20 protein-coding genes are annotated in these 23448 nt (G+C 52.3%); 7 read left to right on the forward strand and 13 right to left on the reverse strand.

The genetic code is table 11. From position 1 onward, the window contains the following. Positions 1–46 precede the first annotated feature (46 nt). Genes lolE through lolC form a run of 3 tightly spaced genes read right to left on the reverse strand, consistent with a single transcriptional unit; the run spans position 47 to position 3151 of the window. On the reverse strand, positions 47–1285 hold the full coding sequence (lolE, locus tag C7A19_RS11795) for a lipoprotein-releasing ABC transporter permease subunit LolE (protein WP_077458249.1): 1239 nt from the start codon (positions 1283–1285) through the stop codon (positions 47–49). Beyond that, positions 1282–1971, reverse strand: coding sequence for a lipoprotein-releasing ABC transporter ATP-binding protein LolD (gene lolD / locus C7A19_RS11800; RefSeq protein WP_102505236.1), 690 nt, complete (start codon positions 1969–1971; stop codon positions 1282–1284). Before lolD ends, lolE begins: the two co-directional genes overlap by 4 nt. After that, positions 1964–3151, reverse strand: a complete 1188-nt coding sequence (gene lolC / locus C7A19_RS11805) for a lipoprotein-releasing ABC transporter permease subunit LolC (protein WP_116644964.1) — start codon at positions 3149–3151, stop codon at positions 1964–1966. The genes lolD and lolC overlap by 8 nt, the downstream gene beginning before the upstream one ends. A gap of 194 nt (positions 3152–3345) precedes the next feature. Here lolC and C7A19_RS11810 point away from each other — a divergent pair, with 194 nt between their 5' ends. From C7A19_RS11810 to C7A19_RS11820, 3 genes are read left to right on the forward strand one after another with little or no spacing between them, the layout of a single operon-like run. Next, positions 3346–3939 carry a PilZ domain-containing protein gene (locus C7A19_RS11810; protein ID WP_077486100.1) on the forward strand — a complete coding sequence of 198 codons (594 nt, stop codon included), beginning with the start codon at positions 3346–3348 and terminating at the stop codon, positions 3937–3939. Positions 3940–3943: 4 nt separating this feature from the next. Beyond that, complete coding sequence (mfd, locus tag C7A19_RS11815) at positions 3944–7408, forward strand: transcription-repair coupling factor (RefSeq protein ID WP_116644965.1); 3465 nt, start codon at positions 3944–3946, stop codon at positions 7406–7408. 28 nt (positions 7409–7436) lie between these two features. Further along, positions 7437–8309, forward strand: a complete 873-nt coding sequence (locus C7A19_RS11820) for a peptidoglycan binding protein CsiV (protein WP_235614300.1) — start codon at positions 7437–7439, stop codon at positions 8307–8309. Positions 8310–8437: 128 nt separating this feature from the next. Here C7A19_RS11820 and C7A19_RS11825 read toward each other — a convergent pair whose 3' ends face one another. The 8 genes from C7A19_RS11825 to hinT all read right to left on the reverse strand — a co-directional run bounded on the left by C7A19_RS11825 (position 8438) and on the right by hinT (position 15481). Next, positions 8438–9769: a DEAD/DEAH box helicase gene (locus C7A19_RS11825; RefSeq protein WP_116644966.1), complete on the reverse strand. Its 1332-nt coding sequence runs from the start codon at positions 9767–9769 to the stop codon at positions 8438–8440. A 264-nt stretch (positions 9770–10033) separates the two neighbouring features. Beyond that, a complete protein-coding gene (locus C7A19_RS11830; RefSeq protein ID WP_069362532.1) occupies positions 10034–11323 on the reverse strand; it encodes an NAD(P)/FAD-dependent oxidoreductase in 1290 nt (429 codons plus the stop codon). A gap of 263 nt (positions 11324–11586) precedes the next feature. Beyond that, complete coding sequence (gene ycfP / locus C7A19_RS11835) at positions 11587–12129, reverse strand: alpha/beta hydrolase YcfP (RefSeq protein ID WP_116644967.1); 543 nt, start codon at positions 12127–12129, stop codon at positions 11587–11589. 181 nt (positions 12130–12310) lie between these two features. Beyond that, positions 12311–13156 (reverse strand): DUF6279 family lipoprotein, encoded by an 846-nt coding sequence (locus C7A19_RS11840; RefSeq protein ID WP_116644968.1) that lies wholly within the window; start codon positions 13154–13156, stop codon positions 12311–12313. Between the two features lie 18 nt (positions 13157–13174). Then, positions 13175–14038: a phosphotransferase gene (locus C7A19_RS11845; RefSeq protein WP_162300271.1), complete on the reverse strand. Its 864-nt coding sequence runs from the start codon at positions 14036–14038 to the stop codon at positions 13175–13177. Beyond that, positions 14031–14666: a hypothetical protein gene (locus C7A19_RS11850; RefSeq protein ID WP_116644970.1), complete on the reverse strand. Its 636-nt coding sequence runs from the start codon at positions 14664–14666 to the stop codon at positions 14031–14033. Before C7A19_RS11850 ends, C7A19_RS11845 begins: the two co-directional genes overlap by 8 nt. Before the next feature lie 59 nt (positions 14667–14725). Beyond that, positions 14726–15103, reverse strand: a complete 378-nt coding sequence (locus tag C7A19_RS11855; protein WP_116644971.1) for a DUF1425 domain-containing protein — start codon at positions 15101–15103, stop codon at positions 14726–14728. A 27-nt stretch (positions 15104–15130) separates the two neighbouring features. Next, a complete protein-coding gene (gene hinT, locus C7A19_RS11860) occupies positions 15131–15481 on the reverse strand; it encodes a purine nucleoside phosphoramidase (RefSeq protein ID WP_046073123.1) in 351 nt (116 codons plus the stop codon). 203 nt (positions 15482–15684) lie between these two features. On the opposite strand from hinT, the gene C7A19_RS11865 reads away from it, so the two are divergent. After that, the gene (locus C7A19_RS11865; RefSeq protein ID WP_077486117.1) at positions 15685–17040 is read left to right on the forward strand and encodes a dihydroorotase; all 1356 of its coding nucleotides are present in this window, start codon (positions 15685–15687) and stop codon (positions 17038–17040) included. Positions 17041–17241: 201 nt separating this feature from the next. On the opposite strand, the gene C7A19_RS15610 is transcribed toward C7A19_RS11865, so the two are convergent. Then, a complete protein-coding gene (locus C7A19_RS15610) occupies positions 17242–17556 on the reverse strand; it encodes a hypothetical protein (RefSeq protein WP_116644972.1) in 315 nt (104 codons plus the stop codon). Between the two features lie 121 nt (positions 17557–17677). Here C7A19_RS15610 and C7A19_RS11875 point away from each other — a divergent pair, with 121 nt between their 5' ends. Then, entirely contained in the window at positions 17678–19309 is a 1632-nt protein-coding gene (locus C7A19_RS11875) for an ABC transporter ATP-binding protein (RefSeq protein WP_046073121.1), read from the forward strand. A 160-nt stretch (positions 19310–19469) separates the two neighbouring features. On the opposite strand, the gene C7A19_RS11880 is transcribed toward C7A19_RS11875, so the two are convergent. Then, positions 19470–20987 carry a fumarate hydratase gene (locus C7A19_RS11880; protein ID WP_069362562.1) on the reverse strand — a complete coding sequence of 506 codons (1518 nt, stop codon included), beginning with the start codon at positions 20985–20987 and terminating at the stop codon, positions 19470–19472. Between the two features lie 255 nt (positions 20988–21242). Between C7A19_RS11880 and pabB the strand changes: the two genes are divergently transcribed. After that, a complete protein-coding gene (gene pabB, locus C7A19_RS11885; RefSeq protein WP_077521586.1) occupies positions 21243–22640 on the forward strand; it encodes an aminodeoxychorismate synthase component 1 in 1398 nt (465 codons plus the stop codon). Further along, entirely contained in the window at positions 22637–23401 is a 765-nt protein-coding gene (locus C7A19_RS11890; protein ID WP_116644973.1) for a CoA pyrophosphatase, read from the forward strand. Before pabB ends, C7A19_RS11890 begins: the two co-directional genes overlap by 4 nt. Positions 23402–23448: the final 47 nt, after the last annotated feature.

Consider the following 23448-nt stretch of genomic DNA (forward strand, 5'->3'; position numbering starts at 1 on the left):
ACAATAAAGCGTATCAGTGATCACAGCGTGCCAAGCGGCATAGCCACTATTTGGCACTCAACACCGCGGCAGGCTCGAGCTGACAAGCTCTTCGGGCGGGATACCAAGCGGCAAGCAAACTAAGCAGTATGGCAGTGATACTCACAAGCGCCACGTCCGCAGCATGCAGTTCACTGGGCAAGAAATTAATAAAGTACACATCCCCTGATAAAAAGCGATGCCCGAGCCACTGTTCGACCTGAGACAATATCGCCGTGAGATGAGTGGCGAGAGTGACGCCCAAGATACTGCCCAACACACTGCCTAAGGCACCAGAAAAGAGCCCATACCAAATAAAGATGCGACGAATCAGCCGATCTTCTGCCCCCATGGTACGCAAAATCGCGATGTCCGCGGCTCTATCTTTTACGGACATCATCAAGGTTGACACCACGTTGAAGCAGGCCACGCCAATCACCAGCACCATGACCAAATACATGATGGTTCTCACCAATTGGATGTCTCGATATAAATAACCGAACTCACTGGTCCAGTCTTTTAGATACACATAGGTGGTTAGCGTTTGGCCGACTTCATGCACAATCTGACGGGCCTGCAACACCGGAGACACCTTTAGAGACACACCGGTCACTGACTGTCCCATTTGCATAATAGATTGCGCGTCCTGAAGTCGCATCAGGGCCAATGAATGGTCAATTTGGCCACCAAGGCGTAACAGGCCTGCCACTTGCATTCTCACTCGCTTTGGGGCGCGTAATGCAAGTTGGCTGTCCGTCGCAGGGACCATGACCGTTAACCAATCCCCTTGACTAACGCCCAGCTTCGCCGCCACACCTTGTCCCAACACAATCTGCGACTGCCCGACTGGCAAGCTCTCCCAGCCACCTTCAATATAATCACCAATGCGACTCACGGTTTGTTCATCACTCGGATCAACCGCGCGAATTTTCGCAGGCTGTAACGCCGAGCCATGTTCCATCAACACCGTCAGCTCAACATAGGGAGCCGCAGCCTCGACATTGGGATGCTGCTCAGTCTGACGTTTGACCTGTTGCCAGTTATCGATAGGACCATTAACACCAAACACTTGGGCATGCGGTACCACAGACAGCACACGTTGATTCAACTCACGTTCAAACCCATTCATCGCCGACAGGCCGACAATGATCACCATGACCCCCACTGCAATTCCGATCACTGACGACAAGGATATAAAGGAGACCAAACGGTTTCTTTGTCTGGCGCGACTGAAGCGACGACCAATGGCCAGCGATAAAGGCTTCATGCTTCCTCCTGCCCCAGCAGTTGACCATCTTGCATGGTCAGCTGACGGTCTAGCTTGGCGGCGAGTTCGCTATCATGGGTCACCACCAAAAACGCTGTGCCATGCTGCGCGTTGAGCTGGCGCATCAAATCGTAGATTTCCAGCGCGGTGGTATGATCAAGGTTCCCCGTAGGCTCATCGGCTAACACTAATTTAGGTTCATTGACTAACGCACGCGCAATGGCCACACGCTGCCGTTCGCCACCTGATAGCTCTGCCGGGCGATGGCTGAGCCGGTGTCCGACCCCTACCGCGTTGAGCATGGCCGTCGCACGTTCAGACGCGGCGCTGTGGCGCATTTTGTTGATCAAAAGCGGCATCATCACATTTTCCAGCGCGGTGAAATCGGCGAGCAAATGGTGAAATTGATAAACAAACCCAAGCGTTTGATTGCGCAGCTTCGCTTGCTGCTTGGCCGTCATCGCATTGACCGCCTCACCCTCAATCCACACATCACCTTCCGAGGGCAAATCGAGCGTCCCTAAGGTGTGTAATAATGTACTTTTCCCCGAGCCAGAGGAGCCCACTATCGCCACCAGCTCTCCCGGGGCAATGGTCAAGGAAACATCGTTTAACACGCAGGTCGGCTGTCCGCCCTCTTGATACGTTTTACTGACGCGGTGACAGGACAACAAAGATTTACTCATAACGCAGTGCCTCAGCAGGGTGAACAGATGCCGCTTTAAACGCAGGAAATAGCGTGGCTAGCACACTTAGCACGACCGCTAAGCCTAATACCATCACCACATGAAAAGGATTAATAACCACAGGTAACGCTAGGCCGTTACCCAGCAGACTCACGCCAAAAATAGACATGATTTCATTGATGTATGCCGATAGGAGCACACCAAGTACGCCGCCTACCGCCGCGCCCAGCACACCACTCAAGCTGCCTTGAGCAACAAAGACAGCCACAATGTCTTTATCTTGCATCCCAAGGGTTTTTAGAATCGCGACCTCAGATTGCTTTTCCATGACCACCATGATCAGCGCGGAAATAATGTTAAAGGCAGCAACAATCACAATCAGGCTGAGCATCAAGCTCATCATGTTCTTTTCCATCTTTACCGCTTGAAACAGCTCGCCACGCCAAACACGCCAATCCGTCCAAGTATCGGGATCAGCATGTGTCTTTAATTGGGTAATGGCAAATGGATCATCTAAAAACAGGCGTAAGTCGTTGGCTTGAGACGGCGGCTCCCCACTGAGCCTCGCCACATCCTCAATGTTAGCCAGCATTAACTGCCCATCGACATCCGTGCCGGTATGAAAGATCCCCGCTACCGTAAAGAGACGCTGTGCGGGGATCCGGCCTATCGGTGTAAAGCGGCTGGCACTGGTGACCATCACGCGCACGGCATCCCCGACGCGAAGTTGTAACTCAGAGGCCATACTACGCCCAATGATCACTTGATAGCGCCCGGCGGCCAGTGCCGATAATTCCCCTTGCAATAAGTGGGCAGCCAAGGGCTCATGCGCACTGGGGTCGATGCCCTCTAGTAAGCCGGCGCTTAAGCCTTTACGGCTTTGAATCACGGCATCCGTGGTTTGTATTGGTGCCGTATCAATCACGTGAGGCCAACGCTCAATCGCGGTTTGATCTGGGTTTGCTTGCCCGTTAGCAATAATCGCATGAGGCAACACGCCGAGAATTCGGCCTTTCAGCTGAGCTTCAAAGCCATTCATCACCGACGAGACGGTGATTAACGCCATCACGCCAATAGCAATGCCTGCCGTCGACATCGACGAGACAAATCGGCCAAAACGGTCGGCTGAACGGCCGCGTAAGTATCGCAAGCCAATAAACACCGACAAGGGTTGAAACATAGCGCACCTAGCTTATTGTTTTGATTCGCTGCAAGCATACCTGTCCAATTGGGGCACGCCAAGCCGACCTTGTACGAAAGGCACCATTGTCACCCTAATTAACGCCTCACCGCCCCCAGAAACTGCGACTGATCTTTACCTCTCGCCACGGGTGCGTGATAATCATTAATACAACTGCAACCTAAGGCACAGTGATGAGCCAAGACGAATATTTTTCTGTGCGAGCGGCGATTCGCATTAATGTTGAGCCTCTTGCTGACAATCAAGCCCAGCCGGATGCTCAGGCTTTTACCGCCGAAATCCCGGCGCCTTTTCGCCTGGCGAGTCAATGCGGCCAGCTCGATAGCGACGTAGAAAAAGATTTAAAGGCTATCGATCCAGAGGATGCCTCTGCGTTATTCCGGGTGCTGCAGGCTCAGAACGAAAAAATGACACTGATGATGGGCTATATGCTCAGTCACGAAGATCAGCCCGATCATCGCTTTGTGACACACACCTTTGGGGCGAGCAGTTTTTCTTACCATAGTCATTCACCGCTTAAAAAAGGCGTGCATGCGCGCGTGAAGTTATTTCTCGATTATCCGCCGACGGCCATCTATTGCTACGGCGTCGTCACCGGGTGCGAGCCTGATGCCGACAGTGAGCAAGAAAATCCTGACTATGTGATCCAAATCCAGTACACGCGTTTAATGGAAGAAGACCGCGACACGCTCATTCGTGCGGCGCTGCATCATCAGCAGAAACTACTAAAAAAACGTGCACGAAACCGCAAACAATCAAGCAGTTAAAATCATGACCCAACAACCGCTCTATGCTTTTACGCTGCCCTCAGGGCCAGGCGATGTTAAACATCTCGGTAATCTATCAGGGGCTGCATTACCGCTAGCCATTGCCACGCTCACGCAGCAACACGCCGGCCCGGTGTTTCTTTTGGTGCCGGACAACCAAACCGCCGTGCGTTTGCAGCCCGCCATTCGCCAATTTACTCAAGGCCATTGCGACCTCTTTCCTGACTGGGAAACCCTGCCCTACGACAGTTTCTCCCCCCATCAGGATATTATTTCCGCGCGTTTGTCTTGCCTGTATCAGCTTCCTCATCAACAAGACGGGGTACTCATTGCGCCAGCGAGCACCGCATTACAGCGCGTGACGCCGCGACATTTTCTCCATCAACATGCCTTAATGGTGAAAAAAGGCGATATCTTATCGCTTGAGAAGTTGCGTGATCAGCTCACCGATGCGGGCTACCGTCATGTTGATCAAGTGATGGAGCATGGCGAGTTTGCCAGCCGAGGTTCGATCCTCGACCTGTTCCCAATGGGCAGTGACGAACCTTATCGTATTGATTTTTTTGACGATGAAGTCGACACCATTCGTCAATTTGACCCGGAAAACCAACGCTCAACCGGGGAACTGGAACACATCCAGCTGTTGCCGGCGCATGAATTCCCCACCGATGATGCCGCAGTAGAATATTTTCGTGGCCGGTTTCGCGAGCATTTTGAAGCGCGCCGAGAGCCAGAATCCATTTACCAGCAGGTAAGTAAAAAAACCTGGCCGGCCGGGATTGAATACTGGCTGCCGCTGTTTTTTGAACAAACAGAAACCTTGTTTGACTATTTGCCTGACAATACATTGGTGTTATCAGTCGGCGATATGGAAAGCGCCATTGATCATTTCCAAGCCGATGTGGCAAACCGCTATGATCAGCGTCGCGTCGATCCGCTTCGACCGCTGCTCCCCCCCGATGCGCTCTGGTTAAGCAAAGAGGCCCTGTTTACTACGCTCAAGCACTACCCACGCTTAAAGCTAGAAAGTGACACTGTCACTGAAAAAGCAGGGCGAGAAAACCTCGATATTACGCCGCTACCAACGTTGACGGTTAATCATCAAGCCAAAGAGCCCCTTGCGGCGCTGCGCCAGTTCAGCGAGCAATTTGACGGCGACATCATTTTCTCAGTTGAGTCTGAAGGGCGACGCGAAGCGCTACTCGATCTCCTCGCCCAAGCCAAAATCCGCCCGATGGTAGCTAATGGCCTGTCCGAAGCCTTGTCGCAACCCGGCCGATTTGGCCTAATCATTGGCCCCGTTGATCAAGGCTTTATTGATAACACCCGCCAATTTGCGCTGATTTGTGAAAGCGATATGTTTGGCGAGCGCGCGGTACAGCAACGCCGCCGCGACAAACGCAAGCAAAACGTCAGCACAGATGCGGTGATCAGAAGCTTGGCGGAGCTAAAACCCGGTCAACCCGTTGTGCATCTTGAGCACGGTATTGGTCGCTACCAAGGCTTACAAACCCTGGAAGCTGGCGGACTCAAAACCGAATATATGACGTTGGAATACCAACAGGGTGCCAAGCTATATGTGCCGGTGGGCGCACTACACTTGATTAGCCGCTATTCCGGTGGCGCGGAAGAGAGCGCGCCTGTGCATAAACTTGGCGGCGAGGCGTGGGAAAAAGCACGCCGCCGCGCCGCAGAGAAGGTGCGCGATGTCGCCGCCGAACTGCTTGATGTTTATGCCAAGCGAGAAACCAAACCTGGCTTTGCCTTTAGCCATGACAAAGACGCCTATCGCGCCTTCCGGGCGACTTTCCCGTTTGAAGAAACCAGTGATCAATCACAAGCTATCAACGCCGTGCTGTCGGATATGTGTCGCCCCATTGCCATGGATCGCTTGGTGTGTGGCGATGTTGGCTTTGGTAAAACCGAAGTGGCCATGCGTGCCGCCTTCTTAGCGGTTAATAACAGCAAGCAAATTGCCGTATTAGTCCCCACCACCCTGCTGGCGCAACAGCATTTCGAGAATTTCCGTGACCGCTTCGCTAACCTTCCTGTCCGTGTGGAGGTGTTGTCACGCTTTAAGTCAGCAAAAGAGCAAAAAACGATTTTGGCCGATTGTGAAGCGGGTAAAGTGGACATTCTCATCGGCACCCATAAGTTGCTGCAATCGGATGTGAAGCTGCGCGACCTCGGTTTATTGATTGTTGATGAGGAGCACCGCTTTGGGGTTCGCCAGAAAGAGAAAATTAAGGCGATGCGCGCCAATGTAGATATTCTCACCTTAACCGCCACGCCGATCCCCAGAACACTGAATATGGCGATGAGTGGCATGCGCGATCTTTCGATTATCGCCACCCCACCGTCGCGCCGCCTCGCGGTGAAAACCTTTGTCCGTGAACGCGAAGACAGCCTGATTAAAGAGTCATTACTGCGTGAGATTATGCGCGGTGGCCAGGTGTACTTTTTACACAATGATATCGAGACCATAGAAAAAACGGCCAATGAAATCAGTGAAATGATCCCAGAAGCTCGCGTGACCGTGGCCCATGGCCAAATGCGCGAACGTGAGCTAGAAAAGATCATGAGCGATTTCTACCATCAACGATACAACGTGCTGGTATGTACCACCATTATCGAAACCGGTATCGATATTCCCTCAGCCAACACCATTATTATTGATCGCGCCGACCACTTTGGTCTTGCGCAACTCCACCAGCTGCGCGGTCGAGTGGGTCGTTCGCACCATCAAGCCTATGCGTATCTGTTGACCCCCCATCCTAAACGGATGACCAAAGATGCGGCAAAACGGCTGGACGCCATTGCCTCGCTCGAAGATCTCGGTGCCGGCTTCACCCTTGCGACTCAAGACTTGGAGATACGCGGCGCCGGCGAGCTACTCGGTGACGAGCAAAGTGGTCAAATCCAATCGGTTGGTTTCACCCTATACATGGACATGCTTGAGCAGGCCGTCGAGGCATTGAAAGAAGGCAAAGAGCCGAGCTTAGATGTATTGCTGAATGAACAAACCGACATTGAGCTACGCCTGCCTGCGCTGTTGCCGGATGACTACATTCCCGATATCAATATGCGTTTATCGATGTACAAACGCATTGCCAGCGCCAAGTCCAATGATGATATCAATGAGCTGCAAGTTGAGTTGATAGACCGTTTTGGTCTGCTGCCTGACGCCACCAAAAACCTTCTTCATATCCAGCAGCTCAAGATACGCGCCGCGGCATTAGGGGTGAAAAAGATCGAAGCCAGTGATCGTGGCGGCATGGTCGAGTTTCATGAGGACGCGCAAATTGATCCCGGATTCTTGGTCGGGCTGTTACAATCGCGGCCTGACAAGTATAAATTTGACGGGCCAACCAAAATTAAGTTTATCGAAAGCCTCACCGATCGACGGGAGCGGATGAACTTTATTGATGAGCTGTTGACTCAATTTGCAAGTCACCAACTGGTCGCATAATGGCTTGCCAAAGAAAACGGAGTAACCTGTGAAAAATCATTCATGTCATCCACCAGGCTGGCTAGCACGCTATACCAAGCAGAGCCTTTGGGCGTTGCTACTGATCTCACTTAGCCAGCCGGTGCTAGCTAAGCGACTCTATGATGTCGAGCTGATTGTATTTAAACGCAATCAAAACCCAGCTAATATCGAAGAAAGCTGGCCCACTCAAGTCGATACCACGTCGGTCAGCCGTGCTATTCCCGTCACTAACAATAGCGCGCTACAAAATGCGGGACTCACCCCGCTGCCACCCAGCCAATGGCAGCTGACCAATGCTTACAACAAACTCTCTAACCATGCGGGCTTTACGCCCATGGTGCATGTTGCATGGCGTCAAGATGACAGTGGCCGCGCTGCTCTGCCTTTGCTGCGTGTCAGTGCCGGAAAAGACTACCGCGACCGCTTTAATCCAGACGGCACGCCGGTGACAGCGCAACCCACCTCGTCAAGCAACACGGCGTCAGATAGCGAACAAGCGTGGGACGAGCAGGCACTGGAAACGACGCCTCCTCGCCAACCCCTCTATGAGCTAGATGGCACACTGCGCGTGTACGTCCAGCATTACTTGTTCGTCGAAGCCAACATGGTGCTACGAGAGCCAAGCGAGCGGCGCGCACTGGTTGAAGACGTGATCAATATGCCACTGCAAACCACAGATGCGCAGCAAGGTGCCTCATCACAGACAGATAACGTGCAAGTTGCAGGCCTAGAAAAGGTCGAGAAGCAGTACCACATTGAGCGCTTTTTGCAGCCTTACGCGTTCACGCACAAACGACGGATGCGCAGTGGCGAAACCCACTATTTGGATAATCCCATGATGGGCATGATTATTCAGGTGCGTAAAGTTCAGGATCAATAAGTCCCCGACTGTCGGTGCGACCGATCAGCGTTAAAACAAGAAAGCCGGTGTGACCACACCGGCTTTTTCTTTTTACTACACCATCGAAGGCACGCAATCAGCATGCCGATCCTACCCTTACGCCCCACTTATGATGGCGTTTTACTCTGTGAACGAGATGAGTTGGGCTTACCGCCACTTGGTTTGTGGGTATGGCGACGGTTTTTTCCCACCGGTTTGTGACCACGTGCATTGTCACCAGAGCGTTGACCATCCTGACGCGGTTTGTTCTTTTTCGGTTTCTTGGGCTTGATTGGGCGCGTATCAAGCTTAGACTCTGGCACTGGGTTCGCCACCGGAAAGTCCGCCAAGCTATGGCGCGGGAGAACCTTTTTAATCAAGCGCTCAATGGCAAACAAATCTTTGGCTTCATCCGCACACACCAAAGAGACCGCATTGCCTACCGCCCCCGCACGACCGGTACGACCAATACGGTGAACATAATCTTCCGCCACATGAGGTAAATCGAAGTTCACCACTTGTGGCAGTTGGGCAATATCAATACCCCGCGCCGCGATATCGGTTGCCACCAACACTCGCACGTCACCGGTTTTGAATTGTTCAAGTGCTTTGGTGCGCGCGCCTTGGCTCTTGTTACCATGAATGGCGGCGGCACTGACGCCGTATTCATCCAGATAACGTGACAAGCGGTTGGCACCGTGCTTGGTTTTGCTAAACACCAACACCTGTTGCCAGTTATTGTAAGCAATCAAAGAAAGCAGCATCGCGGGCTTTTTCTTTTTATCAACCGGATAAATGCACTGCTCCACCCCTGTCGCGGTTTGGTTCGCAGGGCTCACCGAGATCTCAACCGGATTATTCACCAGCTCTTTCGCTAGCTGGCGGATGTCAGCCGAGAAAGTGGCAGAGAACAGCAAGTTTTGCCGCTTGGCTGGCAACAACCCCAAGATCTTGCGGATATCACGAATAAACCCCATGTCTAGCATGCGATCAGCTTCATCCAACACCAGCACTTCCAGCTGAGAAAAACGCACCGCATTTTGCTGATACAAATCCAATAAACGCCCTGGTGTCGCCACCAGCACATCAGCCCCTTTGCGAAGCTTCATCATCTGCGGGTTTATCTTCACCCCGCCAAATACCACCATAGAGCTCAGCGATGTATGCTGGCTGTACTGCTCAACATTTTTATGTACTTGGGCGGCAAGCTCACGCGTTGGAGTCAGAATCAGGGTGCGCACGTGGTTAGGACGCGCGCGTTTACCTGCTTGTAAACGCTCTAAAATAGGCAAAGTAAAGCCCGCCGTTTTACCTGTACCGGTTTGCGCGGCCGCCATCACGTCTTGGCCTTCAATCACCGCTGGAATCGCTTTTTCCTGAATCGGTGAGGGTGTGGTATAGCCTTGCTCTTGTACGGCTTTTAATAGTGGTGCAGATAGTCCTAAAGAGGAGAAACTCATCAATTGATCTCAATAAATAAAAAATGTCGTCACAGGCCGCATGGCCCGTCACTTAGGGTCATGAATATCAATATCGTGGTGTGAGAAAAACTCGGCGTCAGGAGGGTTGCTCTAGAAGTGATATCAATAATCTTGATTGCGACGCTATTGTGACGCCTTTCATGTCAGGCGGCAACCACTATTGGTCGCTCATAGTAATAAAAAGACCGAGGTATGCCCCGGTCTTATTATTTAAGTTCGCGGTGCCTGATTCAAGCGCAACGTTTAGTGCAACTTTAGACTTGGACGCAACACGCGGTTAATCCGCCCAACCAGCATCATCAAACCGGTTTTGACATAACCGTGCAAGGCAATTTGGTGCATCCGGTATAGAGAGATATAAACCATGCGAGCAATCCGGCCCTCAATCATCATCGAGCCTTTGGTCAGGTTACCCATTAAGCTACCCACGGTAGAAAAGCGGCTGAGTGAGACTAAAGAACCGTGATCTTTAAACACATATGGTTTGAGTTCCCGTCCATTCAACTTCGCCACAATGTTACTAAAACAGCGACTGGCCATCTGATGCGCAGATTGTGCACGCGGCGGTACTTTGCTGCCGTCTTCTTGTGTACACGCCGCGCAGTCACCGATCACAAAGATGTTCTCGTCACGGGTGGTCTGCAGAGTGTTGTTTACTTCGAGCTGATTGATACGGTTGGTTTCTAAACCGGCAATATCTTTCAAAAAGTCAGGGGCTTTAATGCCTGCCGCCCACACCATAATATCAGCATGGATGCGCTCGCCTTCTTTGGTTTCCAACCCTTCCTCATCGGCCTTGGTGACAAAGGTATTGGTTTTTACCTTCACACCCAGCTTCAATAACTCCTGGTGTGCGGCACTGGAAATACGTGGCGGCAGCGCGGGCAAGATCCGCTCACCGGCTTCAACCAAGGTCACGTTTAGTTTCGAGTTCTCTAAGTCACGGAAACCGTAATTACGCAACTCTTTAATCGCATTGTGGAGTTCCGCAGACAGCTCCACCCCTGTCGCGCCCGCACCGACAATGGCAATATCCACACTGCCGTCACCGTGTTTCGCGTGTAGGCGCATAAACTCGTTATTCATCTCACGACGGAAACGATGCGCCTGCTTGGGGTTGTCGAGGAAAATACAATTATCCCGTACCCCTGGCGTGTTGAAATCGTTCGACGTTGAGCCAATCGCCATCACTAGGATGTCGTATTCCAGCTCACGCTCAGGCATCAACAGCTCATTGTTTTCATCATACATGGGCGCGAGCGTGATCACTTTCTGGTCACGGTCAATGTCCCATAGCGTGCCCATTTGGAAATCAAAGCCATGGTTTTTAGCGTGGGCACGATAGCTCAGTGCATCGACACCCTCGTCCATTGAACCGGTCGCCACTTCATGCAGCAATGGCTTCCACAAATGGCTACTGTTTTTATCCACCAAGGTGATCTCTGCACGACGTTTGCGGCCTAACGTCCGGCCCAGCTTGGTTGCAAGCTCAAGCCCGCCTGCACCGCCACCGACAACGATAATTTTGGTCACTTCTACATCCTTACCTAACTAAAAAAATACACGCTAGCCGCCTACCGGCGACTGGCTAAAACTGGCACTCATTGGCATTTTGTCAGTAACTAACAACATCTATTGCGTATTTTGCGTTCTTTTTTGTTGTGTTGTTCGTCAACGCGCGGCTCTATTTTGCCGTAAAACGACAATTACTTCGAGCCTTGTCTGCGCTTAATTAATGGATAACATGTAGGAAAATTACACCAAATGCTCGCAACAATAGGGTTACGAGCATGGCATTAGGCCGATTGTTTAAACTGGGCAATGGCTTGTAGGTGGGCGGAGAGATTTTTAAATTTGTGGCTTTGTTTTTCATCCCAGCGTACGGGATAAAACGGAGAGAGCAAATGGTAGCTACGTTGGCTATCTAACACTTCATCTTCTCGCGACAAGATAACTAATGCACGCTGCTGATTACGTTGGCGAAAGTCAGTCACGCATTTAGTGGCGATGTCTTCATACTCTTCTGGGCGGTCGATTTTGCCCTGCATGTTTTCATAAGGATAGAGGTTGGGGTTAATGATCACCTGCTTGATACCACACAGAAAGCCAATGCGCTCAGACCAATAAGCCCCCAAGCCGACACCGCAGATCAAAGGGTCTGGATCGCTACTGGCGTCAATTTGAGTCTGAACCTGTTTCAACAGATGTTGCATATCGTGCTTAGGGTGCATGGTGCTGTAGTTGATGGTGCGCACATCGTCATCGACAAATTGAAGCTGCAGCACTTTTTCATGATTGCCGGGGCTGGTGGCATCGAAACCGTGAAGATATATGATCATGTAAAGCCATCCTTGGTTATCGCGGAGATGTGACCCTTATCAATAGCATAGCCCTCCGGACAGAAAAATGAGCAAGATCACCCTAAAAATAATCAGGGTATTGACCCGCCACAATGTCGGCATCTCGTCGCGATAATAAGACAACGCGACCCGCTCCAGCAGACATTGCGAGAGGCAAGGATCAACGGCTCATGTCACGAAGACGCGTTTGCCACTCATTGAGGCTCTCGACTAAGCGGTTGCGTTGCGCGTCATCTAAACTGCGATCCAGGCGCAACAGCCAATCAAGCCGCCGCGAACGATATATCGCCATTTCGGTTTCGGCCTTTGGTCCGGCTCGCCACGCCACCACATCGTCCACCCATTGCGACAACGCCGCTTCGGTATCAATCGATTGTCTGTTATTGATAATGTTGAACAGACGGCTGACTAACTGCTCGCGTACATGACGGAATGTCGGCATCGCCGCTTGTTGGTATTGCGCCATTTCGGCGAACAGCGGCTGCTGATCGCGGTCGGTATCACCCACCCACTCTTCGGTATCTTCTTCTAAATCATCCCGCTGATAGGCCAACTGCTCATCCTCCGAACGCTTGGCACGACGCTGGGTGGCTTGTTCAATTTCCTCTTCCATCCACTGCGTCAGTGCTTGCGCTTGCTCATCGTCAAAACTATCCAGTAAACGTGCGGTGGCGGGAACAAAAGCCTGTAACGTCGCGCGAATTCTCTCTTTCACCGCGTCTTGATGCGCGCGCAACTGCGCCATCGTCTGCCGCTCGGTACTTTGTGTGGCGATCAGTCCTAAGCGCTCGGCAATCGCCGGTAATTCGTGAGTGCGGTGCCATTGTTGAATCTTATCGAGATCGGCTTTGACTTGGCGGGACTGCTCGGGGCGCAAATTAACAATATCGTCAATGTAGTAATGAATCCAAAACGGCAAGGTGTTATAGGCCAGCTCTGTGGTACAGCCCACCAGCAAGAGCAAACAGCCAGCTAACCACCCTGTTCGACAACCTTGTTTGACCATCCCTTCCTCCGTGTTCAATTAGCCTCGCCTTTGTACCGCCAGCTGTTCAAAAAGCTGATTAGCCGCCTCTTTATAGGCCGGTAGCCGATACAATTTGGCACCTACCTCATACCAGCATAGCGCCAAATAGTCGGCAAACGGCAACCACGCCAACACGCGCCTGCGCACCGCCTCCGTCGCTTTTATCTGTTGCTGCGCACAGTAGGTTTCAATCACCGCATCAGGCTGTAGGGCATTGGCACGACAAAACAACGCAATATCAAGGTGCGCATCGGCCGTACGTGCATATTCCCAATCGAGCACGACAGCCCCACGCCTGGGCGTCATTACAACGTTGTAAGCGCCCAGATCCATGTGACATACCACCGGAATATCGCCCTCCGTGGCAGGTCGCTGCGCGATTGCCCAGGCTTTAATATCCGCTAGACGATGCACGTTCGCGGCTGATAGCTGCTGCTCGTAATGCTGGCATTGTGCATCAACCGATGCGGTTTCAAGTTCAACCGGTAGCTGGTGTATACGAACCAACAAGTCAATTAAGATCGCTGTTGGATCATCGTCGCGCTGATCAAGTGGTTGACCGCTCACCCAGGGCACCAGCAAGCCTTCTGCTAACGACGCAATCGGCTGAGGTGCCAATCCATGATTGGCGGCCAAAGATTGTGCGCTAGCTTCACGCGCCCGATCGATGTCAAACGCTCTGACGGCTTGGCTATTAGGACGCCATACACTCTGTCCACCTTGAGAGTCCGTCAAACGCAAGCATCGATTGGTCAAGCCTGCTTCCAGTGGCTCAACCGCCGTAATCTGGGTAGGTTGCGCGTAATATCGGCTTAGCTCGGTGTTAAGCTTGGCCTCTAGCGCTGGTGCCCAATCACTCACTGACAAACGTCTCAACCCCTTGCCACGCAATCACACCTGAGTGTAAGTCCATCAGTTGCAAGCGCAGATGATAGGGGCTGCCCGCCGTTATTTTACCACTTAGCTGGTACTCAGCTCCCAACATGCGGCCATATTGAACAATGGTAGAGGGATCCACCAATGCTTGATTTTGCGCCAGCCCAAGGGATTGACGCACCGCTTGCACTCTCGCCTCAGGCACTGGCGTAATGCGATCAGCACTCACTAACCCGGCTTTAAGTTGCTCGGAGTACGTCTGTGTCGGAAAGTAGGTGTTACTCAGGTTTTGAATGGGCTGCACCAGGGTGACGGGTGACGATTGCAACGGCTGGCTGTCAAGTAGTCCACTTACCGCCGCGTGCATTGCCTGATCCAAGCTCGGATGAGGCCGACGAGAGGGGGAGGTTGTCGATGGGCTCTGGGCACCCGGTTGATAAACCGGTTGTGTACGTGGCGCACAGCCAACCACGCTCAGTAAGAAAAACGTCACGACCAGTGTGGTGAACAATGAAGGCTGTCGCAGCGAACGCTGTCGCAGCGAACGCTGTCGCAGTGAACGCTGTCGCCCCGCCGACGGCATGGATAAACAAGCAAAGCGGACAAGTGCCATTGTTATTTCCTCAACAATAAGTAAGAGCCTGGCTGATGATCTCGGCGTAAAGAGACACGCTAGTGAACAATCACCATGCGGTACTGGGTCGCGCTCGCGGTCGGCATCCGAGTATTGATACGTTTAGAGGCCTTCGCAGGCAACGAAATACGCTGCCACTCAGACGGCGAGGCCTCCACTTGCAGCCCTTGTTTGTCGTACCAATAAAAGCGGTAACGCATCCACTGGGGATGCTGGCTACGATTGATCAGCGTTAAACAGGTTTGTTGCGTGGTCTCAGATGCAGCACACGCGCGGCGCTTAACATCCAGTGCCTGTGCAAGCGCACTGTCTGAATAAACGACAGATTGCCTAGGCGTGATGGTCAGAGACTGCGACTCGGTGGCGCACCCAGCCAACAGGCTAAGGGTTGCCAGCAAACACAGCCATTTACCCATATATCACCCTCTTAACGCTTATCGTGACTAGCCGACCACCATCGGCCCCAACGCTCGGCCTCCGACTAGATGCATATGAATATGGTAAACCTCTTGCCCACCATGTTGGTTACAATTCATGATCAAGCGGTAACCGTCTTCGGCAATCCCTTCGTCAGCGGCTAATTTTTTCGCCACCGTAATCATACGTCCCAGCGCAAGCTCATCATCGGTATCCACATCGTTAGTGGTCGGAATCAACTTATTGGGCACCACCAAGATATGCACAGGGGCACGCGGGTTGATATCGCGAAAGGCGGTCACGAGTTCATCCTGATACAAAACATCCGCGGGGATTTCTTTACGAATAATTTTGCTAAAAATTGTTTCTTCCGCCATGGTTCACTCCCTTTTATTGTTGTTTACCGCGCCAAGTATGCGGCAGCCCTACTTGAAGGGCAATATGCTGACAATGCTAATGTACAATAATTGCGTCAACATTCGGTTAAGACTTGATTAATCTCCCTAAACAATCAGGGGCTGAATCAAGTAATCGATTGCGTTACTATAACGCCCATGCCTTGACATGTAAGGATCACAGCATGACCACCCTATTATTTAAGAATGTCTCCGTTGTCAACGAAGGACAGATTGTTGAAACGGATGTCCTGGTTGAAAATGGCCGAATTAGTCAAATCGCCCAAGATATCAGTGCTCCCGCAGCGGCCGATTGCCGCGTAATCGATGCCACCGGCAAGCACCTCCTCCCAGGAATGATTGACGATCAAGTGCACTTTCGTGAGCCAGGCTTCCCGAAAAAAGGCACCATCGCTACCGAATCCAAAGCCGCGGTCGCGGGGGGCATTACCACCTACATGGAAATGCCTAACGTCAACCCACCCACCACGACGCTAGAGGCACTGGAAGAAAAATATCAACGCGCCGCGCAATCCAGCCATGCTAACTACGCGTTTTACTTGGGCGCGACCAACGACAACATTGATGAAATCCGTCGTTTAGACCCAAATAGCGCCTGCGGAGTAAAAGTGTTTATGGGCGCCTCTACGGGCAATATGCTGGTCAATGACCCAGAGACACTCAACGCCATTTTTGCTGACTGTCCCACGCTCATCGCCACCCACTGCGAAGACACTCCCATGATCAGCGAGCTCGAGAGCATCTATCGCGAAAAATATGGTGAAGACGTGCCGATTGACGCCCATGCCCATATTCGCTCCAAAGAGGCATGCTTAAAATCCTCACAGCTGGCAGTCAATCTCGCTAAAAAGCACGGCACACGCTTACACGTACTCCATTTAACCACGGAAGATGAGCTGTATCAGTTTGAGCCTGCCAAAACGCTCGAAGCTCTGCAGCAAAAGCAGATCACTGCGGAAGCCTGTGTCCATCACTTATTCTTTAACCGTGATGATTACGCGACCAAGGGCACGCTGATCAAATGTAACCCAGCGATCAAAGAAGCTCACCACCAGAAAGCGCTGATTCAAGCGGTCAAAGACGGTGTCATCGACGTGATTGCCACCGATCACGCCCCTCACACCTTTGAAGAAAAACAAAACAGTTACTTTAAAGCGCCGGCAGGCTTACCACTTGTCCAACACGCGCTTCAAGTGGCGCTTGAGTTTTATCATCGTGGTATCTTCGATTTGCCTTTGGTGGTGCAAAAAGTCGCACACGCCCCTGCAGTTCGCTATCAGGTGAAAGATCGTGGCTTTATCCGTGAAGGCTATTGGGCCGATTTGGTGCTGGTGGATCTCAACCAAACCCAGACGGTTGGTCAAGATAACCTCTTCTACCAGTGCCAATGGTCACCGTTTGACGGCCACACTTTCGGCTCTAGCATTGATATGACCATCGTCAATGGCCAAATCGCCTTTGAGCACGGTCAACACAGCGACGAACGCTATTCAACGCGCCTTGAGTTTGACCGTCAGTAAGTCATTGAACATGCGCGCGACCGTGTGTCGCGCGCATCTTGTCTCTCCTTCCCTTTGCAAGCCACATAAGCTAACCGCACTGCTCGGTTCACTCAGCGTCTTCAGCGCGAATCAGCCATAGTCACCCCCACGAAAAGACAGATATTTCACTGTATAAAACGTAAACAAGGGTGTTTTTGTCTGACAGCTCAAACTCTGGCATCACAAACCTTGCGCGCAATAACGATTTGCTTTTATATCCGAATCGTATATTGTGTGGGTGATATATGGATATTCACGCTGCTTGGTTTCAACACTGGATGATGTTGAAAAGCTGTGTTCGCAAGGAGAGGTAACCTTAAGCGTCTTTCGGTTATCGCGACACTCGTATCCTACCTCTTCCACTGGCGCAAGCTGTTCATCATGCCTGTTTTTGCCTTTGATGAAACGCCCCAGCCGGCTGATATCCGCATCAGGGCGTGCATTGTGGCTGCGGCCAACAATGACCAACCCAACACGAATGACGGGCGTTTGCATATCAATCGCAGGCGACCATCCAAATCATCGAGTCTCTACCGCGCCAACGATACTGAGCGCATTCAGCGTCGAAGGCTGTCGGTGAACTCGTGACGTCGAATAATCAACCAGTGAGGTGATGATGTCTTCATCTGCTTCTAAGCCACTTCTCAGTGTCGAAAACCTGAGTGTGTCATTTACCACCAACGATGGCATGGTCGATGCCGTTAAAAATGTTAGCTTTGACATCATGCCCGGTGAAACCGTGGCAATCGTTGGTGAATCAGGGTCGGGAAAATCGGTTTCTAGTAGCGCCGTGATGGGGCTGCTCCCCAATAACGCACTGGTAAAACCGGCCTCTAAAGTGACCTTTAACGACACCAATGTGTTGACGCTGTCCACCAAGCAAATTCAGAAGATGCGCGGCGATCGTGTTGCCATGATCTTCCAAGAGCCGATGACCTCGCTTAACCCGTACATGCGCGTTGGTGAGCAGTTGACCGAAGCGATTCAATGTCACCATCGCACCACAGCTGAGAAGGCAAAACAGCGCATCATCGACTTGTTAAACCTGGTTCACTTGCCTAATCCAACCAGCGCGTTAGAAAAGTATCCGCACGAGTTTTCTGGCGGCCAGCTACAACGCATCATGATTGCCATGGCACTGGTTAACGAACCGGATTTGTTGATTGCCGACGAGCCAACCACCGCCCTTGACGTCACGGTACAAGCGGAAGTGCTTAATCTGATTGGCGAGCTTCAGCAAAAAATGGGCATGGCCATCATGTTTATTTCGCATGATCTCGGCGTGGTTAAACACCTGGCCGATCGTGTGGTGGTCATGTGTAAAGGCGAAGTGGTCGAGACCAACGACACCCAAGCTCTATTCGAGAACCCACAAAAAGATTACACCAAGATGCTGATCGACGCGGTGCCACGTGGCCGTAAAGAAGCCCCGCAGGACGATGCAGAAAACTTGCTCACCGTGGATAACGTCACCATCAAGTACTTCTTGGGGGCAGACTTCTTTGGTGGCAACAAACGCTATTTCGAAGCGGTCAGTGATATCAGCTTATCACTGCGCCGAGGCGAAACCTTGGGTATTGTCGGTGAGTCTGGCTCAGGCAAATCAACCCTAGGCCGCGCCATTATGCGCCTGTTGCCCGTCGCTGAAGGTCGCGTTTGCTTTAAAGGCCAAGATATCCACGGGATCAAAAACAGCGAGAACAAAGCGCTTTGCCGCGATATGCAGATGGTGTTCCAAGACCCATTTGGCTCTTTGTCGCCACGCATGACAGTCGGTGAAATCGTTGCCGAAGGCTTGCGCACGCATTTCCCCGAGTTGAGCAAAAAAGAGCGTCTCGAGCGGGTGAAAGATGCACTGTATGAGGTACGTCTAGATACCTCAGCGATCAACCGTTATCCGCACGAGTTCTCCGGCGGTCAGCGTCAGCGTATCGCGATAGCACGTGCGTTGATTTTGAACCCTGCGTTTATCTTGCTGGATGAGCCAACTTCGGCACTGGACCGCTCCGTACAGCTGACGGTCATCGACTTGCTGAAAGATATTCAAAAACGCCATAACATCGGTTACCTGTTTATCAGCCACGATTTGAGTGTGGTTCGTGCCCTCTCCGATCGGGTGATGGTGATGCAAAAAGGGAAAGTCATGGAAGCCGGTACCCCAGAGGAAATCTTCCATCACCCGCAAAACGAGTACACGCGTAACCTGATTGCTGCCTCGTTCGACCTGGCAGAAGAGGAAGTGGCCTAGCCCACGCTGTAACGTCTTTACGCGTTACTCCATCTGATAGACAAAAAATGCGCCAATTTGGCGCATTTTTTTATGGTTTCTATCCACTTAAACGCTGCCCGACGCAACGCCCTCTCGCTAACGCAAGCAGACGTTGGACCGAACAAACCAAGTTAGTGGATTAATCATCCATTTCGGCGATCTTCACCTTCCAGGTGTCTGGGCCAATCTGATGCGCATTTTGTCCTTGTGAGTCGACGGCCACCGTGACTGGCATGTCTTCGACGTCAAACTCGTAGATGGCTTCCATTCCCAAATCTTCAAACGCCACTACGCGTGCATGCTTGATCGCTTTCGAGACCAAATAGGCTGCGCCGCCAACCGCCATCAAGTACACGGCTTTGTGGTTCTTGATTGACTCAACCGCCGCCGAGCCACGCTCAGCTTTACCAATCATGCCCATCAAGCCGGTTTCGGCGAGCATCATATCGGTGAACTTATCCATACGGGTCGACGTGGTAGGGCCTGCGGGGCCAACCACTTCATCACCCACTGCATCAACGGGGCCCACGTAATAGATAAAGCGACCGTTAAAATCGACGCCTTCGGGAAGGCCTTCTCCATTGCGCAGCATTTCTTGCAAGCGTTTGTGTGCGGCGTCGCGTCCGGTCAGAATTTTGCCTGATAACAGCACGGTTTCACCGGTTTGCCAGCTTTGCACGTCTTCTTTGGTGACCGTGTCGAGGTTGACACGACGTACATTATCGCCGACTTCCCAAGTGACTTGCGGCCAGTCGTCCAATTTGGGTGGCGCCAATTCGGCAGGCCCGGTGCCATCAAGTGTAAAATGCACATGGCGGGTGGCAGCACAGTTCGGAATTAAGCACACAGGTTTAGACGCAGCGTGCGTTGGGGCGGTTTTCACTTTTACATCCACCACCGTGGTTAAACCGCCCAACCCCTGGGCACCGATGCCCAGCTTATTGACACGATTGAAAATATCGAGGCGCAGCGCTTCATCGGCATTGCTTGGACCACGCTCGATAAGCGCTTGAATATCAATGTGCTCCATCAGTGACTCTTTGGCTAACACCGCGGCTTTTTCTGCCGTGCCGCCAATGCCGATACCCAGCATGCCCGGTGGACACCAACCCGCGCCCATTGCAGGCAACGTTTTTTCTACCCACTCGGCAACATCATCCGATGGGTTGAGCATCACCATTTTGGTTTTGTTTTCAGAACCACCGCCCTTCGCGGCGATTTGAATATCCACGGTGTCGCCTGGCACCATATCAATGTGCACCACTGCCGGGCTGTTATCACGAGTGTTTTGGCGTTTACCTGCCGGATCAGCCACCACAGAGGCACGCAACGGGTTGTCAGGATTGGTGTACGCACGTCGCACCCCTTCATCCACCATTTGCTGCACCGTCATATCGTGGCGGTCCCACTGCACCGCCATCCCCACTTTGACAAAACAGGTCACAATGCCCGTGTCCTGGCAGATCGGGCGCTTGCCCTCGGCCGACATTCGCGAGTTAATCAAAATTTGCGCGATAGCATCTTTCGCCGCTTGGCTTTGCTCCTTGTCGTAGGCTTTTTCAAGGGCTTGAACAAAATCAAGGGGATGGTAGTAAGAGATATATTGCAGGGCATCTGCAACACTTTCGATCACGTCTTGCTGTTTAATTGTGGTCATCATTGCCTCTGGTGTCATGTGCAGGACCCAAAGCGGGTATCCAGTGTTGGGGAGGCCTTCCCCTCGTTATTATCGTTTGGCTAGGCAGTTTTACTGCTCTGTGATAGAGAAGTCGATGGTTGACAGCAACCTCGCTTCGTCTTTTATTGTTGCTCGTGCCGGAAAAGGCCTAGCTATGATACGGTTAGCGCTATCTGCGCGCCACACGGCGTCTCAACCGTGATCACAAAAAGAAGAATGCAACCACAGAACGCCATGAAGCTCACTACTACGCCAATCGACTACGCCCCGGATCTTGCGTTGACCCTGTTTGATAAGGTCGCTCATCAGCCCTGGGCGATGTTGCTCCACTCGGCCACACGGACGCATCCAGATAGTCGCTTCGATATCCTGGTCGCCGATCCCATCGCCACGGTGACCGCGCGCCACAATCAAGTGACCACGCGCTACCCCGATGGGCACACCACCACTGACGATCACGACCCCTTTCACTGGGTCGCGCAATTACAAGCACAGCTATTACCAGCGGTTTCTGAAATCGCCCCCTGGCCCTTTACCGGCGGCGCCCTCGGGTATTTTGGTTATGACTTAGGGCGCTGTGTTGAAACCCTACCCACGCGGGCTAAAGACGAGCTCAATGTCCCCGACATGGCGGTTGGTCTCTACGACTGGGCAGTGGTGATTGATCATCATCAGCGCCAAGCGGTGGTGATTGCCCCTGACAGCGATCAGCGCTGGCAGTGGCTCACTCATCAGGCTGCACCGTCCCACCCATCGTTTGCACTCACCGAACGCTGGCGCGCGAACATGACCGAGACGCAATACCAGCAAAAATTTGCCCAAGTGCAAGCGTATTTACATGCCGGTGATTGCTACCAAATCAACTTGGCTCAACGCTTTTCCGCCTCCTATCAAGGTGACGAGTGGCAAGCCTATCGGAAATTAGCGACCCGTAATGGTGCGCCCTTCTCTGGCTTTATCCGCTTAGCGGACAGTGCCATATTATCCGTGTCACCGGAGCGGTTTCTTTCCGTACATAATCAACAGATTGAAACCAAGCCTATCAAGGGTACGCGCCCTCGCTATACCGACCCGCAACAAGATGCCGACAGCGCTCAAGCACTGAAATCGGCGGAAAAAGATCGTGCTGAAAATTTGATGATTGTCGATTTGCTCAGGAACGATATTGGCCGAGTTGCCTCGCCAGGCTCGGTTTCTGTGCCTAAACTCTTTGATATAGAGAGCTTTCCCGCCGTCCACCATATGGTGAGTACGGTGACGGGTAGGCTCCCTGACGAAAAAACAGGCCTCGATCTGCTTCGCGCGGCGTTTCCCGGTGGCTCAATTACCGGTGCTCCCAAAGTACGCGCCATGGAAATTATTGAAGAGCTTGAGCCACACCGTCGCCATATTTATTGCGGCAGTTTTGCCTACCTCAGTCGCTGTGGCCGGATGGATTCGAGTATTACCATTCGTACCCTGGTCGGCCACCAAGGCCAACTGCATGTGTGGGCCGGTGGCGGTTTGGTCGCTGATAGCGAGGCAGACGCCGAGTATCAAGAAACGCTCGACAAAGTCAGCCGCATCCTCCCCGTGCTGGCAGACGATGATAGCTTGGCTGCCCCTTTAACTGATTTAACGGAGTCACGATGACGCTAATCGCCGAGGAACATGCTTATTTCACGCCAATCCGCTGTACGTTGGGCGCGAAAGCAGCTTCTTGGTCTGCATCCCTGACGCATCCTCAATCCATTTGTGACGAGCCAGGCCGCCCCTTATCGCCTGCGGATGTAACCCGGGCTTTTTCGTTAACCCCGCTGGCGCGCCACGACAGCCGCATTTTGAATCGCGTTCGCCTCTCCCCCAGAATTTTGGGTGGCGCTGACTTTCAACCCGCGGCGGTGCTAATCGGCCTAGTGCCGCGCGAAAACGGGATCCAACTGGTATTAACCCAGCGCGCGAGTCACTTAAAACATCATCCTGGCCAAGTCAGTTTCCCAGGCGGCAAGCGGGAGTCTTCTGACAGAGATAACACCGCCACCGCCACGCGGGAAATGTGGGAAGAAACCGGGATTCGTGTTGCCCCTGAGGCGATTATTGGCCACTTATGCCCACTTCCCACCGTTACTGGCTATTACATTCACCCTGTCCTGGCGTGGGTCGACCCCGAGTACCAGCCTTGTCTGGATGACAACGAAGTCGCCGCCTGCTTTGAAGTACCGTTGGATACTCTTTGTCGTCCGGGGCATATTCGCGAGCAGTCTTTCTTACTCTATGGCCAGTGGCACCCTGTGTGTGCGTTTTATCACCAAGACCGGCTGATTTGGGGCGCCACTGCGCAATTGCTTCGTGCGTTAATCAGCCAACTAACATTGTTTTCCCCCTCGGGTCACCACTCGTCAATCTGCTCATAACCACTCAAACAATATGGCTTTAGACGCACATTGATGCATATTTATCC

The organism is Salinivibrio sp. HTSP (assembly GCF_003390965.1).
In the GTDB taxonomy this organism is placed as follows: Bacteria; Pseudomonadota; Gammaproteobacteria; order Enterobacterales; family Vibrionaceae; genus Salinivibrio; species Salinivibrio kushneri.

Excerpts from the sequence above, each read along its gene's own strand:
- lolE (WP_077458249.1), bottom strand. The coding sequence starts at position 1,285 with ATGAAGCCTTTATCGCTGGCCATTGGTCGTCGCTTCAGTCGCGCCAGA.
- C7A19_RS11855 (WP_116644971.1), bottom strand. The coding sequence starts at position 15,103 with ATGGGTAAATGGCTGTGTTTGCTGGCAACCCTTAGCCTGTTGGCTGGG.
- C7A19_RS15610 (WP_116644972.1), bottom strand. The coding sequence starts at position 17,556 with ATGCAAACGCCCGTCATTCGTGTTGGGTTGGTCATTGTTGGCCGCAGC.
- C7A19_RS11840 (WP_116644968.1), bottom strand. The coding sequence starts at position 13,156 with ATGGTCAAACAAGGTTGTCGAACAGGGTGGTTAGCTGGCTGTTTGCTC.
- C7A19_RS11875 (WP_046073121.1), top strand. The coding sequence starts at position 17,678 with ATGTCTTCATCTGCTTCTAAGCCACTTCTCAGTGTCGAAAACCTGAGT.
- C7A19_RS11865 (WP_077486117.1), top strand. The coding sequence starts at position 15,685 with ATGACCACCCTATTATTTAAGAATGTCTCCGTTGTCAACGAAGGACAG.
- C7A19_RS11825 (WP_116644966.1), bottom strand. The coding sequence starts at position 9,769 with ATGAGTTTCTCCTCTTTAGGACTATCTGCACCACTATTAAAAGCCGTA.
- C7A19_RS11850 (WP_116644970.1), bottom strand. The coding sequence starts at position 14,666 with ATGGCACTTGTCCGCTTTGCTTGTTTATCCATGCCGTCGGCGGGGCGA.
- hinT (WP_046073123.1), bottom strand. The coding sequence starts at position 15,481 with ATGGCGGAAGAAACAATTTTTAGCAAAATTATTCGTAAAGAAATCCCC.
- pabB (WP_077521586.1), top strand. The coding sequence starts at position 21,243 with ATGAAGCTCACTACTACGCCAATCGACTACGCCCCGGATCTTGCGTTG.
- C7A19_RS11890 (WP_116644973.1), top strand. The coding sequence starts at position 22,637 with ATGACGCTAATCGCCGAGGAACATGCTTATTTCACGCCAATCCGCTGT.
- lolC (WP_116644964.1), bottom strand. The coding sequence starts at position 3,151 with ATGTTTCAACCCTTGTCGGTGTTTATTGGCTTGCGATACTTACGCGGC.
- mfd (WP_116644965.1), top strand. The coding sequence starts at position 3,944 with ATGACCCAACAACCGCTCTATGCTTTTACGCTGCCCTCAGGGCCAGGC.
- C7A19_RS11810 (WP_077486100.1), top strand. The coding sequence starts at position 3,346 with ATGAGCCAAGACGAATATTTTTCTGTGCGAGCGGCGATTCGCATTAAT.
- lolD (WP_102505236.1), bottom strand. The coding sequence starts at position 1,971 with ATGAGTAAATCTTTGTTGTCCTGTCACCGCGTCAGTAAAACGTATCAA.
- C7A19_RS11880 (WP_069362562.1), bottom strand. The coding sequence starts at position 20,987 with ATGACCACAATTAAACAGCAAGACGTGATCGAAAGTGTTGCAGATGCC.
- ycfP (WP_116644967.1), bottom strand. The coding sequence starts at position 12,129 with ATGATCATATATCTTCACGGTTTCGATGCCACCAGCCCCGGCAATCAT.